This is a genomic window from Burkholderia sp. SRS-25 (genome assembly GCF_004343765.1).
GTDB lineage: Bacteria > Pseudomonadota > Gammaproteobacteria > Burkholderiales > Burkholderiaceae > Burkholderia > Burkholderia contaminans.
Window position 1 is genome coordinate 76,802 of the sequence record NZ_PTXM01000027.1, and the last position, 13,502, is coordinate 90,303.

General features: G+C 56.9%; 13 protein-coding genes and 1 tRNA gene. 7 read left to right on the forward strand and 7 right to left on the reverse strand.

Features of this window, described 5'->3' with window-relative positions:
- The first annotated feature begins 38 nt into the window (after positions 1 to 38).
- Both C5O79_RS32525 and C5O79_RS32530 read left to right on the forward strand, forming a co-directional pair.
- Positions 39 to 115 (forward strand) — tRNA-Met (locus tag C5O79_RS32525).
- 174 nt (positions 116 to 289) lie between these two features.
- Positions 290 to 2,008 (forward strand): site-specific integrase, encoded by a 1,719-nt coding sequence (locus C5O79_RS32530; RefSeq protein ID WP_131932042.1) that lies wholly within the window; start codon positions 290 to 292, stop codon positions 2,006 to 2,008.
- Positions 2,009 to 2,217: 209 nt separating this feature from the next.
- Here C5O79_RS32530 and C5O79_RS32535 read toward each other — a convergent pair whose 3' ends face one another.
- The 5 genes from C5O79_RS32535 to C5O79_RS38410 form a co-directional block, all read right to left on the reverse strand.
- Positions 2,218 to 2,970, reverse strand: coding sequence for a DUF6710 family protein (locus tag C5O79_RS32535; protein ID WP_131932044.1), 753 nt, complete (start codon positions 2,968 to 2,970; stop codon positions 2,218 to 2,220).
- 148 nt (positions 2,971 to 3,118) lie between these two features.
- The gene (locus C5O79_RS32540; RefSeq protein ID WP_131932046.1) at positions 3,119 to 3,850 is read right to left on the reverse strand and encodes a hypothetical protein; all 732 of its coding nucleotides are present in this window, start codon (positions 3,848 to 3,850) and stop codon (positions 3,119 to 3,121) included.
- 232 nt (positions 3,851 to 4,082) lie between these two features.
- The gene (locus C5O79_RS32545) at positions 4,083 to 4,877 is read right to left on the reverse strand and encodes a ThiF family adenylyltransferase (protein ID WP_131932048.1); all 795 of its coding nucleotides are present in this window, start codon (positions 4,875 to 4,877) and stop codon (positions 4,083 to 4,085) included.
- A gap of 489 nt (positions 4,878 to 5,366) precedes the next feature.
- Complete coding sequence (locus C5O79_RS32550) at positions 5,367 to 5,720, reverse strand: hypothetical protein (protein ID WP_131932050.1); 354 nt, start codon at positions 5,718 to 5,720, stop codon at positions 5,367 to 5,369.
- Positions 5,720 to 6,130 carry a hypothetical protein gene (locus tag C5O79_RS38410; protein WP_205746238.1) on the reverse strand — a complete coding sequence of 137 codons (411 nt, stop codon included), beginning with the start codon at positions 6,128 to 6,130 and terminating at the stop codon, positions 5,720 to 5,722. Before C5O79_RS38410 ends, C5O79_RS32550 begins: the two co-directional genes overlap by 1 nt.
- Positions 6,131 to 6,297: 167 nt before the next feature.
- Here C5O79_RS38410 and C5O79_RS32560 point away from each other — a divergent pair, with 167 nt between their 5' ends.
- Positions 6,298 to 6,648, forward strand: a complete 351-nt coding sequence (locus C5O79_RS32560; protein WP_131932052.1) for a helix-turn-helix transcriptional regulator — start codon at positions 6,298 to 6,300, stop codon at positions 6,646 to 6,648.
- A gap of 3 nt (positions 6,649 to 6,651) precedes the next feature.
- Positions 6,652 to 7,170 carry an ImmA/IrrE family metallo-endopeptidase gene (locus C5O79_RS32565; RefSeq protein ID WP_131932054.1) on the forward strand — a complete coding sequence of 173 codons (519 nt, stop codon included), beginning with the start codon at positions 6,652 to 6,654 and terminating at the stop codon, positions 7,168 to 7,170.
- A 132-nt stretch (positions 7,171 to 7,302) separates the two neighbouring features.
- Here C5O79_RS32565 and C5O79_RS32570 read toward each other — a convergent pair whose 3' ends face one another.
- Positions 7,303 to 8,205 carry a hypothetical protein gene (locus tag C5O79_RS32570; RefSeq protein ID WP_165935652.1) on the reverse strand — a complete coding sequence of 301 codons (903 nt, stop codon included), beginning with the start codon at positions 8,203 to 8,205 and terminating at the stop codon, positions 7,303 to 7,305.
- Positions 8,206 to 8,216: 11 nt separating this feature from the next.
- Positions 8,217 to 9,023, reverse strand: coding sequence for a HipA family kinase (locus C5O79_RS32575; protein WP_131932058.1), 807 nt, complete (start codon positions 9,021 to 9,023; stop codon positions 8,217 to 8,219).
- A gap of 486 nt (positions 9,024 to 9,509) precedes the next feature.
- On the opposite strand from C5O79_RS32575, the gene C5O79_RS32580 reads away from it, so the two are divergent.
- The 3 genes from C5O79_RS32580 to C5O79_RS32590 all read left to right on the forward strand — a co-directional run bounded on the left by C5O79_RS32580 (position 9,510) and on the right by C5O79_RS32590 (position 12,744).
- Positions 9,510 to 10,352, forward strand: coding sequence for an HNH endonuclease signature motif containing protein (locus C5O79_RS32580; RefSeq protein WP_131932060.1), 843 nt, complete (start codon positions 9,510 to 9,512; stop codon positions 10,350 to 10,352).
- A 380-nt stretch (positions 10,353 to 10,732) separates the two neighbouring features.
- Positions 10,733 to 11,881, forward strand: a complete 1,149-nt coding sequence (locus C5O79_RS32585; RefSeq protein ID WP_165935653.1) for an AAA family ATPase — start codon at positions 10,733 to 10,735, stop codon at positions 11,879 to 11,881.
- Complete coding sequence (locus tag C5O79_RS32590; RefSeq protein ID WP_131932064.1) at positions 11,878 to 12,744, forward strand: HNH endonuclease domain-containing protein; 867 nt, start codon at positions 11,878 to 11,880, stop codon at positions 12,742 to 12,744. Before C5O79_RS32585 ends, C5O79_RS32590 begins: the two co-directional genes overlap by 4 nt.
- Positions 12,745 to 13,502 lie beyond the last annotated feature (758 nt).

Here is a 13,502-nt window from a genome sequence, read left to right on the forward strand (position 1 = left end):
TGACAGCCGGCCGGCCGATCGACATAATTCAAGTCTTCGGCGAATTAGCTCAGTCGGTTAGAGCGACGGAATCATAATCCGCAGGTCCGGGGTTCGAATCCCTGATTCGCCACCAGTTGCAAGAAAAAGCCGCTGCTTCTCACGAAGCAGCGGCTTTTTTGTTCTGGAACGCCGGGAATGTGCCCGAACAGGCGCATTACGTATCTAAAGCGCGCGAACGTTTTAGGTGCGGCAATTTTCCGGGAGCGGGTGCTACACGCCACTGTTACCTCAATGTGGAGAGCACACCGTGAAACACCCCTACCTGACCACCCGCGCCGAGTCGACCCATTACTACTTCCGCCGCAAGGTGCCGCTCGAGCTGCGCGCCCAGCTCCAGAAAACTGAAATTTGGGTGAGCCTGGAAACGCCGTGCCGGACCGAGGCCATCAGCCGCCTGCCGATGGCCGCCCTCGAGTATGAACGTCTCGTCGCGCCGGCGCGGACTGCGGCCGCCGCGGCCGCCATGGCCACAGACGCCTGGTTGCCGCAAGGCATGCGGGCCGTCGACGACGAGCCTCTCCCCTATCACCCGACGGTGCAGCCGCCGGGCACGACCCGACTTCACGCCCTGCACGTTCCCCGACTCGTCGAGCGCTACATCGTCAACGCGCTGGCGAACGATGACGAAACGCGTCCGACTTACTTCGAGAAAAAGAGCGACGAAATCGAAGCCGAAGGCAAAGACAAAGACAAAGACGACTACGACGACGAGGCACACAAGAATCTCTTGCAGGAGGCGCGCAAGCAACTGCGGCGCGCCCGTGCGTCGGAAGACTTTTCGGACGTCCGCGAGTCCGTCGAGGAGCATCTGATGTGGGAGCACGCCTGGCTGCCCGCTGCGTCGACGGAGTTCGTCACGCTGTTGAAGGCGATTACCGACGCGCAACTGGCTGTCGTCGAAGAAGAACTACGGCGCCTCGAGGGCTCAGTGAGCGAGACGCCTGAACTGGTTCCGCTGGTCGACGGAGACGATACCTGGGAAGCCGCCCTCGAATGCTGGAAGGCGGAACGGATGCCCTCGCCGAAAACCGTCCACGACGTGACGAGGCAGGTACAGCGCTTCAAGTCGCATGTGGGCAACCTTCCCCTGTCGGTCCTGACGCCCGACCACGTTGAACGATTCAAGACGCTCTGCCTCGAGAACGACGAGGTCGAGTACGGCCGGGTGAACACCATTCTGTCGCTGCTGTCGCCGCTCATCACGCTCGCCATGCGCAAAAAGCTGACGAAGCTGGCCAGCAACCCGTTCAGCGGCATGAAATATCCCGCCAAGGTGGTTGAACGCAATCGGCGGACGGTACGCACCGCCTTTACCATTGAGCAGCTAAACGCAATTTTTGCCTCACCGGTCTGTACACGCGGACACCGTCCGGGGAAGGGCGGTGGCGAGGCCGCCTACTGGCTGCCACTGCTCGGCCCACATACCGGTGCCCGGGTCGAAGACCTGTGCCGACTCACGGTCGCCGATATGGTCCAGCGCGAGGGCGCATGGTGTTTTCGTCTGCACGACACCAAGCGGGAGAGCCGAACCGGGAACCGGAATGTCATGCGTCACGTTCCGGTCCACCGTAACCTGCTGCGACTTGGCTGGCTTGACTACGTCGAATCCCGCCGGCCAGCTGGCGGCTCGGCGTGGCTCTTTCCTGACCTCTCGACCAACCAGTACGGCAAGCGCGGTGCGGTGTTCAGCAACTGGTTTAACGACTACCTGCGCTCGACCATCGGCATCGAGGACCCCGCGCTTGTTTATCACAGCTTCCGCCACTCCTTCCAGACGTTTGGCGAGCTGGCGGGCATCAGCGGGCAGGTCATCGACGAACTGATTGGGCACGCACCTGACAGCCGTTATGGCAGGAAGGAAAGCGGGTTCAAACGGCTGCCGTTTGCACTGCTCATCGAGGCAATGGAGAAGCTGGATTTTCCCGGACTGGAACTGGGGCACCTGCCCTACGCGGGCCGGGCGTGATACCGCCTTCGAGGTGCCAAGACGCCCCCCCTTAATCGGCCGGCTGGCCGAACACACGGCCAGCTTTTCTTTGCATGAGTGAAGCAGGAAAGCTATACATCCCGCTCCCTAAAATCTTTAAAAAGAGTTTTCGTGGATGTAAGGAGGTTCTTTAAAAACCCTGAAAAGGAGTCTCGTTAGTAAGTAAGGGAGTGGAGCTCTTCCGTCGGTCAGGCGGGTTCCGAGACGCAACCTGCCTTCCCACTGCGACTAGGCTTTATGTTCAGCTGTCTCATTAGCCGCCCTATTTCGAAGACCGCTGCAATGCGTTCATCTTCTACCGCGGCGATAGTCTTCCGGCTCGACGTTTCTCGGTAGTATCGACCGTCGCACTCGACCAAATCGAGCAACTCCGACATGTCGCGCACTTCACCAGGAGTGATTTCGCCGTCTCCGGAGATGATTCCGGCGGTGATGGAATGATTGCCGCCTCCAACGAAGCTGATTCCCCAAGGCAACCACAACATGACCTGATGATTCGGGTCCTGCCTCCATTTACCCATCGATTTGCCAGGGCCGATATGAGCGAGCGCACCTGCGATGCGTTGCCGGTTCCATGGCCAGGGAAGTATCGTGTCTTTTGCCAGATTGACCCTGAACGCATCCGGCTCGAGCTTTACGCCAAGTCCATAGCTCAACGGGGTTATGCGACGGTCGCCGAAAAAGAAGCTCGATGAAACGATACTCGGAGGAGCCTGGTGCGAGGCGTTTTCAACGACACCGACCAATGCCTCGGCCTGGTAGGGACGCAGCAACAGATTGATAAGGTCGTGCAGCGCGCCCGGATTCCGTTGAGCAATCTCACGTGCCATCTCCATGATGTTCTCAAACTGCAAGCGTTGCTTGCGTCCGAAGAGGCGCTGGACTCGCGAAATAACGACACGCCCCATTTCGATGCTGGCCTCGTAAACCGTACTTTTCATAGCGTACTCCGTGGTTCTGAACATATTCTTGTTTAGGTGGCTCCGCCTTTATCTCATTGCCGTTATCTGCTTGCGCAGACACACGCGCGTCACCTCCGACTTAATGAACGAAGGCCAGTAATTCAACTGCAACACCCAGGCCGCCGTGTCAGTGTGATGTTGAAATGAACTGGTCCACAGATTCTAGGGACCGATTCGTGACGGGTAGCAATTTGACCTTACCGTTTTCCCAGAGGGCGACCGCCTCTTTTGACTGCTGGATGATGAATCCGGTCGCGATAACACTGCTCCCATCCATCAGCCGGAAGCAGTGCTGCCCGTGCGCGTGAGCCGAACATCCCTTGACGTAGTCTGCGATGTCGTCGTTCGCAAACGCGTTTGCCGCGGCGACGCCAAGCTCTACCGGAACAATCAGGACAGCAGCGAAGAAAACAGGAACTGCGAACATGAGATATGCCCCTCCCAAAGGAAGGACGAGCAGATAGGTCGTGAGCAGCTTGATGCGCGTACTGACGGGAGCCCGCCCGCGATGGAGCTTTCCAAGCTTGGCTGCGCCCTGCCCCAGTACCAAGGCCAGAATTCCAGCAATGAGCAATGCGCCGATGACTACCAGAACAGGCTTCGACTTGAACGTAGCTCCGAAGATGATGTCGAGGTCCTTCATGACGGCAAGGACAGCAAGCACGAGATAGTCACTCCGGCCTTGGGGGAAAGAGCCCGGGTTGATGCCGAAGCGCTCGAGAAACGTCTGGTGGAAGGTCACTCCGACGAGATACGCAAAATACAATGTCGCTGCGCCGAGCACAGGTGCCAAGACCTTCCACCATGCAAATCTGCCAGTATCTGGTTTCAGAGAGAGTTCCGCGTCATTCAGCTTCATGTTTTGTTTTTACACCCACAAATCGAGTTATCGAGGAGCGGACGCCCCAAGCGTCGGCTGGTGGCTTCCCGCGTGCGATTGCAAGCCAACTCGGCAACGGTTGGCGCGTCAGTACGGGAAGACAGGCATGCACTCCGCGCGGGCACAATTGCTCACGCACCTTGCATACCTCATCTTGGTCGCTTTGAATACGGCACGCTTTAATCGGCGCGAGACAGCGAAGCAATCTCCTCTAGAAGATGTCGCCCGCACCTTCGGTTCCATCCATGTGGCGACAGAGGCCCGGCGACAGGTAGCCCAATTTAGGGCTCGGCCCGGTCGTGCACCGGTTGCCGTCGTACTCGACATAAATCGGCGGCGGCGTCGTGTCGTTCCACGAGGTAAGGAGCGCCATAAAAATTCCGACAGCAGTCGAGGCGAGAACGCCGTTCGGCCAGACGACTTGAGGGCGTCCCCCGGCAGCGCCGTAACGCGCATTCTCTGCTGCCAGAGCAGCGTCAGTAATGAACCCCATGCACCGCATGCACGGCTGGCCCGGCAGCGAAGCGATGACCTGACCGCTGATGAAATAGCGCCCTTCTTCGCCGTGGATGTCCATTCCGATGTCGATGTACGGAATGCGATAGCGACGCGCGAATCGTTCGAGCTCGTCGCGCGCCCCCATCGTGTCAACACATCCGAAAATGTAGTCGACCTCTTTCAGGTCCTCGAGCGCGAGGCTCCACGGGCCATCGTGTCTGACGATTTCCGTTTCAGGGCTGACCGCCGCTACGCGCGCGCTGATGACATCGACCTTTCGCGCTTCTGCCTGCGCTTCGGCATGAGTCAGCCCGACCATGCGGTTGAGGTTAGAGTCTTCCGCAAAGTCACTATCAACAAGGACGAGCTTACCGACGCCAATATGCGCCAATTGTTGCGACACATGCGAGCCACCACCGCACAATCCAATGACTGCTACGGTCGTGTTCTTGATGGTCGCTTCCGACGTTTCCCCGAGGAAGCTTTGACGACTGTGTCGGTTGTCCATGATGCAACTCCGCTTGCGAATAAGGTTTTTGCAGGTATACGCCGGCCCTTGCGAGTTGTGTCTGTCCCGGCCCCAGGAAGACCGCGCTCGCAGAATCGAGGCTGAAGACAATCGCACCATGAGGTAGCTCAGGGCGAACATTGACAAAATCAGGGATGAAACGCTTGTTTTCGTGTACATCTACGGCGCTGAAGCCGGGCGTTCCGCGGTGGTCGTGCCGGTGCACGTGAAAGATGCTCACGGGGCTCATGTGCGCCGCTGCGCGCAAACGACGAAAAGCGCTCGAAGAAACGCACGCCCCGACCCGCGGATTGTTCTCGTACTCACCGTCCGGAATCGCGATGTATCGCTGAGCCGTGATGGTCCACACGCCGTTTGCCATCGTCGATTCGCAGACGAGGAACCCCACCCGTTCCGCGGCGAAGGCATGTGGCCGGTCAAGGTCGCGGTGAAGTTCTGCGACCAGCGTCGGGCTAATCGTGATGGATGTCATTTAAGCGCCACCATGTGTGCACCCAGCATGTCCAGCAAAGGCAACGACGACGGAACCCCTTGCCAGGACCAGACGTGCCATACGCGACCAGCAATAACGCGCTCTGTCCAGTTTGCAGGCTTGCCGGCAATTTGCTCGCGCTCTGCAATCCGTTGCGACAGGTAGAGACGGCTCGTATAGCCGTTGGCCCCATTCGGTGCCAACAGCGCATCGAGGATGTAGGTGTTGTCCCCGACCTGGAGCCGTAGTGCGGGCAGATGAACGAATACCTCCGGTCCATCAATGAACACCTTGGCACCAGGGACTACGGCTAGCAACGGCCGTAGTCGTTCGTCGTCGAGGCCCCCCATCACGACGAGCTCCCGGTGCGGACTGCACTGAGAAACTCTTCGCCGCCGACGACGTGAATGTGCGAGTTATCGTCGAGAGGTGGAAAGTCGCCGGGGCCGAGGACCTTTTCGAGCACCTTGTCGGCCGGAACACCCAGCTTCTTCTTCAGCTCTGCAACCAGATACGTGCCCGCCTCAATCTCGACGGGGCGGTTGTCGATTTTGACGGTGACGAGGTGCGGCGCCGGGTGGTGTACGTGATGGCCGTGATGTTCATGGTGGCCGTGATGGGCGTGGTGCTCGTGGTGGCCATTCGGTTCACGGTGCGCATGCTGCTCGCCGTGGTCTTCATGGTGCGGCAGGGAGCGTCCCGGCTGCTCGCCATGGTCGCCGTGGGCGTGTTCGCCCGGGGTTTGCTCAGGGTTGTGCATGGCTACCTCTTACGTTTGCACCAGTGACATCGAACCATTCGATGTCAGCACGAGTGTCCTCCAGAAGTAGCTCAATGTCAACGTCCGTGACCTTTTGCCGGAAATGCCATCCTCATTGACAAGTCATCAATATTGACATATGCGCGTTGCGCGTTATACTGCCGAACATGGACAAGTTCTATGAAGAGTTCGGGCGGGCGCTGCGCGAGCGCCGAATTAAAGCCAACCTGACGCAGGATGATGTGGCGTCGAAGGTCGGGCTTGGACGCACGTCTGTCACCAATATCGAGAAGGGACGACAGCAGGTCTCGTTACACATGCTTTATCAACTGGCTGATGCCGTTGACGCAGAACCGTCATCTCTCCTACCTCCAAGAAGTGAGTCCAAGGAGAAGTCGGAGCTTCCTGCCGAGTTGGAGAGTTCACTGGCCAAGCTTGGTGATGAGACAGAAAGGCAATGGGCTAGAGAATTCCTAGATTCGCCCGAGGTTCTCGCCTCTCTCGAAGAAAAGCGCTAAAACATGGCAAACCCAGAAAATACAGCCCGAGAGACACTTCAGACCGCTGGTGTGACCGAAGCACCAGTCGATGTCGAACTTGTCGCCAAACAAATGGGCTGCAAGGTTTTGTTCCAAACCTTGAAATCTGACCTGTCGGGACTCTTGGTGAATCAGCCGGGAAAGTGCCTGATTGGAGTGAACTCGCATCAAAGCAGAACCCGCCAACGATTTACCATTGCGCACGAGCTTGGGCATCTCGTCTTACAGCACAAAGGAGAGATGTTCGTTGACGGGACGGTCCTTCGAAGGGACGAGAACAGTGGCCGAGCAATAGACCCACAGGAAATTGCTGCCAACCAGTTTGCGGCTGCCCTGTTGATGCCTTCCGATTGGGTTTATACGAAGTTGGCTGAGAACCGGAAACAGTCGCCCGACAGCTCCGCCGAAGAAGTGACAAGCGCACTTGCGGCCCAATTTGAAGTCAGCCCACAAGCCATGGGTATCCGGTTGGCAAATCTGGGGTGCCTTATTCCTGAGTGAAGGTAGACGCGCCGCGAAAGACCGTCCGAGGTCGTTCCACTGTGCGCATCGAAACATCCCCGCGACCGCCGGGCCGACCTTCCCGTGAGGTTGTCGGCACATATTGAGCTTGCTGACTGTTAGAGAGCCTTCTCAATCGACCGACGCCCACTCATAAACGTCGCGTGCCAGTGGGCCCGGGTCATCATGAGCTGATACTACGAAGCCCTGTTGCTCAAGGCTCCAACTTTGCTCGCCAAGGATATTTTCAATCCTCTCGCGGTCTAGCGCGGGCATGCTGTCGGGTGCCGGCGTCATGACGAAAAGCCCAAGGCCTCGGTCCTGAAGCCGGTTCACCCGGGCATAGGTCGTCAGGTCTCTCGATGCGCGCAAGAAATTTAGCTCAACGCTAGTCGGAGTCTTGTACACCGCTGAGATGACGCTTCCAGCCTTGCCGGGGGGGGCGAGATTGAATTCGAGCCAGTGAGACTGACCCGTCGATTCATCGAGAAGGGCTCGTTGTGGTTCGGTACTAATTCTCTCAAATGATAACCCGGCAATTTTCTTCAATTCGTCATCAACAAGACGGCGCACAGCGGCGTTGTCGAGCGTGATGAATTCACGGGTCTTCCGTTCTTCACGAGGAACAAGAGGCATGACGTCGTAATAGAGCCGACTCAGAACGGCATCCACAGACACGCCTGAAGTCGCCCACTGACTTCCGATTGAGATAGCGTCCGTCTCGAATGGCACGTCTCCGAGACCCGCCCCATTCTTCTGCGCACGCAGCATGCCCTGCTCGGCCGCTTCCATGAGTTCGCGAATCTGACCAAGGTCGTCCCGGCCATAGATACATTCGAACTTCGACAGGTCATCGAGCAAGCGGAAGCTGAACGGTCCCCCACGTGTGCCGACAATAACTCCAACGGTGTAGCGTTGGGGCGCGAAAGCATCTGGTTGCAATTCGATGGTCGCCCAGACGCCCTCAAATTCGGGCGCAGGCACAGCGAGCGCGTGGCGTCTGATATGAGCAAGAGGGTCTGAGCCCGTCGACATGAACAAGGTTCTCATACGATGCACCCCAATTCATTGGCTAGCCAATCGCGTTGAGCGCGATGTCCCAGAAACTGCAGAACGTTTGCTGTCAGCGTTGCGGCTTCAGTCGAGTCGGAAACCACCTTCGAAATGAATTCCTCCAGCGATGGAGCGACCTGCACGAGAGCCTGTTCATGCTGCAAGGATGCCACCGCCATCGACGCTTCAAACTTGGTATAGCCCGCTTGCTTGAGCAGATTTCGGGCCTCCTTGCGCAAACTATTGTGCGCATATTGGAGACCACCTGCTAGCCAGATTAGCGTGTAGAGAATGAGCTCGTTGTCGATGGGGATATAGTCTCCACCCGACGTCCGCAGGAAATTCCCGGTATGGCGGTCCTGGTTTTCGACCCAATGGTCGAATGCAGCGATTCTTGCGATGTCGCGGTGCTTGAACGCACTAGCCTTTCGAGCGGCCTGTAGCCACTTCCACCGCGCGGTGATGTGCTTGCCGGGAACAGCTGAAGTGCAAAAGGCTGGTACCTCTTTGTACTTCATCCAATGCTGGTCCAGCGCCATGCTCTGGCGAAGCCTGTCAACGGGCAGGAGAACGACAGCTGCGAACTCGGGCCGAGGCAGGTCGAGGGCAGCAGCTATCATCCATGCGATGCTCTCAGTGAGCACCATGGGGTTGCCAAGAGGAGCCGCTTTGACAAAGCATTTGTGCAAACGTCCGTTTGCGTCGGCAATGACCGCCTGATGGGTAGTGTGGTTCTGCCCTTTGTTGGCGGCCGCGCCCCTGAACTCCCGCCAAGCATTGGCGGGAAGAATTGGAATCATATTGTGCCCTCAGTCCCTTTGTTCTTCGCTGTCGATTACGGCTTCGGCCGCCAACCCTTTATACCTGGTTCCCACACCGACGTTGAATTGCGTTGCGCTTTTAGGCACAACCCCAACTCTGATGGAAGCTGAACGCTCGATTCGTCCAAGTGCACGGAATTGTACATCCCTCCATCCGCGCCAACAGACGGCCTCAACTGATGCCCAGTTCGTCCCTGCGGCAATGAAACGATGCATGCATGCTGCATACTCGCAACATTGCATCAGTCATCCGAGCATGAAAACCCTGCAATTTCGACATATAGTGACATCGTCTGTTCCGCGGATGCAGGTCCGCCCGAGACGCGCTGACGGCTCATCAACGGAACTCAGGTCGGAATCGCCAGTTGTTCGGAGTATCAGAAAGGCTCTCGCTCGCTCATAATCTCCTGACCGCCGCCGCGTTCGAGCCTGTGGATGCAGTTTCATTCGCATTGGAGACCCGCAGTGAGTCTTGACAATAAGCTGTTTTCGAAGCGCTACAAGGACGGAAAGCAGGCCGTCATGATTCAGCTGACGGCAAATCAGAGGCCGGACCAGTTCTCATTCAATGCGAAAACAGGTACTTTGTCCACAGGGTATTGGCCTGCCCCTGTAAGCGAATACGACCGAGTCATCGTGTACAAGAAGGCAGAGGCGGGAGAAAGCGCACGAGTATGGATTGGTGACGATGCCGGTCTCATTTATGACGAGGAGCGGAAGAAATGGCACTACCGCGCGCGCAACGTCAGCGCTTTCACGACCACGGAAGACTTTCAGATATTGTTCGGGTTGCACCCACCGCAAAGCGTCCGCTATCTGTACCCCTCGCGGAGGGACTTCAGGAGAGTCAAATCATTCGTGCGCGGTAGCGTTGTCGACAGTGACGACGTACTTAAGGTCCCTGCTAACACCGCCACCACAGTCAAACGCTTGCAACAGGCTCGCCTGCACCAGCAGAGATTTCGGCATGCGCTCTTCTTACGTTGGAAGGGGGCCTGCGCAGTCACGGGCATTGAAGAGCCGCTGCTTTTGCGAGCGTCTCATATCAAGCCATATAAAGACTCGACAGCAATAGAGTGCATTTCTGCTCACAACGGGCTGCTACTGACAGCTGGACTGGATGCGCTTTTTGACAAGGGTTTCATCACATTCGACGAACGGGGAAAGCTGCTGCGCTCGGCGTCACTCACGCGTGAGACCGCTACCGCCTTTGGGCTCAGAGCGGGTATGCGGTTAACTGATGCGCTCTCGGATGATGCAGAAGAATATATGCAGCACCATCGCGACGAGGTCTTTCTCAAAGCATAGGAATAATCTGTCAATCTTGGCCTGAATGTCAGGGCATCTGGCGAGGCGTCTGCCGCACATAAAAAATGCGAATAAAGTCAATCCAAACGAATATCGGGCCATTCAAGAATGGACTGCCCCTGCTTCCAAAAGACATGCAAGCGCAGTCATCTGCAAATTACACAACGGTGCTCATTGGCGCCAACGGCGCCTCGAAGAGTCTAGCGTTGAGACTTCTTACGGACGTTTGTCTGGGCATCGCCAAGTACGAGTCAGATGGGCATCCAGTAATAACGACGACTGCGAAATACCAAAACGAAAACGCTCCTGGTAAGGTCATTGCAATCTCGGGCACGCCCCTCGACCGGTTTCCGCGAGGGGGACGACCGGGACCTACTTCGATGTTCACCGTTCACGACCGGAGCCCTTTCATCTATATCGGGCAAAAAGCCGTCAACGGCATGGCCGGCTCGAAGCAGAGCGAGCGTAGTCTTGCTTACCTCTTCCTAAAAAACGTCTCCCGGCTCCCAGAGGCGTCAACCGAAATATGCGCCGTGTTCAATCGCTTCGCCCTTCCCACAACTGTTTGGATTCGATTCAATTTAACGAAAGACGTTTCCACCGTTGATGAGCTCATTGTCGCCGTGCAGGAAGCCTCATCGGAGCGTCGGCTGAGGCGAGCGTCTGAGACAGCATCTGACTACGCCGCAGCCTTCCGGTTTGGCATGCGTATATTGGAAGACTACGACTTCGCGGGCGAGGTTTTCGCAAAGCTGCTAGCGCTTCAGCAAATTCCTTGGGCGTCACCAATCTCGGTGACGCAACCCCGACCAGTCAATGGCCGGAATCCTAGCCATGACGTTTCGAACGCTGAATCGCTCTACTATCTCGCCCTTCTGCGCATCATACAGTTCCGCGACATCGCATTTGACGCTCAAACGCCCGAAAGCCGCGGCAGAACCCCCGTAGAGAACGCTGTCTTTGGCGAAGACTTGAGTTCGGGGCAATGGCACTGGTTATCCAGCATGTGCGGCGTCGCGCTCGAAGCCGAAGACGATTGCGCCATCCTGATAGATGAACCCGAAAACAGTCTTCACCCTAGTTGGCAAAGAGACTACCTTCCCGCTCTGCACGTGATGCTTGCGCGTAGAACGGGATGTCACGTGGTAGTGGCAACGCATTCTGCACTTGTTGCGTCGAGTATCTCTTCCGTGTCTGGATGCGTACTTGGTCTCAAGCGCAACGGAGCCGGTCAGCATCCAGTAGTGACCTCAACTTTGCTTGAAACGACATACGGATGGAACGCGACCGATGTGCTTGAAGAGGTGTTTTCGATGTCGTCGACCCGTGCGCCGGAATTCTCTCGTGTGGCAGACCAAGCTCTTGGATTGATAGCAGACGGCAAAGAAAAGCACATTCTCAGACTCGCGGAACTCGTTGATGAAATAAGCGAGCTAATGTTGCAGCTTCCCGCTCATGACCCGATGCGCCGGGTCTTCATTTCAATCATTGACGAGGTGAAGGCACCTAACAACGAAGGGGATGCATGATGGCCTATTTCAAAGTGATGTGCGAAGGCCTTTCCGCAGACGACCTCAGTGCGGCCTTATGCCAGACTATCAGAGACAATAGGGGCCGCGCGTGGAGCACGACTCTTCCTGGAATCTCCGCTTTACGGATAGACCTGCTACGTCGGCAGAAATTTCGTTGCGCATACTGTCAGACACATATCTCCGACAATCTTAACGGGCTCAGAGAAATCGACCATGTTCTCCCCAAGAAAAGGACGAAAGACTTAAATCCGGATGTGGTTTTTCGTTCGACCATATCGGCAAGAGCCCAGACTCTCGGATATCCAGTGTTCACGTTTGAGCCGCTGAATCTCGTCATAACCTGCAAGCAATGCAATACGAACAAGAGCCAGTTCGACCCGCTCGAAGTCCGGGGACTGAATCCACCATCAGACTATCCAACCTGGAGCGGGAGTTTCCGATGGATACATCCTTACTTCGACAAATATTCCGACCATATTCGAATTACGGACCACCGACTCTATGTCAAAGTGACGAAGAAAGGTTGGGCGGTAATCAAGGCATGCAAGCTCGACGAAGCAGAGACACTCAATCGCAGTATTGCGGCAGAAGCTTTCGGCGCGAAATATCAAGGAATCGCAGACGCGCTCGATGGGTTCTCGTCGCCGAGCTGCGAGTTTCACAAAGAAGAAGTTCTCGATGTGCTTGAGGCAAAGTTTCCATCCGTACCACGGATACGCGCTGAAGAGGTTCTTGATATCTTTCGAGCGGCCAAAAGCAGCAAGAATTCGGAAGAAATTCGCCGAGCCTTCGACCTGGCATACAACCTCGAAGTCGAGTTTGGCGCGCGGGTGGCAGAAGCCAAGGCGGAGGTCGATTGAGCCTACTTCTTTTCTTCGTCACTAGGAATCTCAGCACTGTCATCCACGAAGAAGGCTCTCGAGGATTTTGCGCACAATCGCGAAGACATCGTCATCGGGCGAGTCGAGCACCAGTTCTGTGTCCCAACGAGGCTCACCGCTTCCCGCGACAGGACCAGTCATCACATGATAGCCACGGTCAGGCGTGGCTCGGCCATAAGGTCACTTCTCTGGGGTCGCACCGTTCCGCGTCCGCGCTGAACTTGCCAGCGTCGGGGTCACCCTCTGCGTGACCACCTGGCTGGATGCGTCGTGCCCTTACATTCTCCGGCTGCCGGTCTGATGAGGCCTCGGTCGGTATCTAAACCGGAGATTTCACCGAATTTAAAGTCGCCAATGTATACCCTTTGCTGGAGGAGAGGGCTCAATACCCCGCGGCCAGCTGAATAGCGCCAAGCGGGAGGCTCGGGGGCGCGACCTGGGAGCATCGGCAAGAGGGTGAGCGGCAAGGCGTGCATGCCTTGGGACAGTCTGGCCGTGTCGGGGCGATGCACACGACCCTGATGCCCCGTACGAGAGACCGGCTCCGCAATCCAGCGCGCAGGCTCAGGGGTGAGGCTCGTATCCCCGGTTAGGGGGAGCTTCGCCCCATAGCTCAAGACACTCACCACAATCCAGATATGAAAAGCTGTTCTTTAAGTGAAAGACTTCCTTCCGACTACCGGATTCAATGCGCCGCTAGGCACGGTCCGCATCTGGCCCAGGGGGTGATTCGATTC

What these genes read in the sequence shown, in the direction of transcription:
- C5O79_RS32535 (WP_131932044.1), bottom strand. Translation starts at nt 2,970, where the DNA reads ATGAAAAGTACGGTTTACGAGGCCAGCATCGAAATGGGGCGTGTCGTT.
- C5O79_RS32540 (WP_131932046.1), bottom strand. Translation starts at nt 3,850, where the DNA reads ATGAAGCTGAATGACGCGGAACTCTCTCTGAAACCAGATACTGGCAGA.
- C5O79_RS32545 (WP_131932048.1), bottom strand. Translation starts at nt 4,877, where the DNA reads ATGGACAACCGACACAGTCGTCAAAGCTTCCTCGGGGAAACGTCGGAA.
- C5O79_RS32550 (WP_131932050.1), bottom strand. Translation starts at nt 5,720, where the DNA reads ATGGGGGGCCTCGACGACGAACGACTACGGCCGTTGCTAGCCGTAGTC.
- C5O79_RS38410 (WP_205746238.1), bottom strand. Translation starts at nt 6,130, where the DNA reads ATGCACAACCCTGAGCAAACCCCGGGCGAACACGCCCACGGCGACCAT.
- C5O79_RS32560 (WP_131932052.1), top strand. Translation starts at nt 6,298, where the DNA reads ATGGACAAGTTCTATGAAGAGTTCGGGCGGGCGCTGCGCGAGCGCCGA.
- C5O79_RS32565 (WP_131932054.1), top strand. Translation starts at nt 6,652, where the DNA reads ATGGCAAACCCAGAAAATACAGCCCGAGAGACACTTCAGACCGCTGGT.
- C5O79_RS32570 (WP_165935652.1), bottom strand. Translation starts at nt 8,205, where the DNA reads ATGTCGACGGGCTCAGACCCTCTTGCTCATATCAGACGCCACGCGCTC.
- C5O79_RS32575 (WP_131932058.1), bottom strand. Translation starts at nt 9,023, where the DNA reads ATGATTCCAATTCTTCCCGCCAATGCTTGGCGGGAGTTCAGGGGCGCG.
- C5O79_RS32585 (WP_165935653.1), top strand. Translation starts at nt 10,733, where the DNA reads ATGTTCACCGTTCACGACCGGAGCCCTTTCATCTATATCGGGCAAAAA.
- C5O79_RS32590 (WP_131932064.1), top strand. Translation starts at nt 11,878, where the DNA reads ATGATGGCCTATTTCAAAGTGATGTGCGAAGGCCTTTCCGCAGACGAC.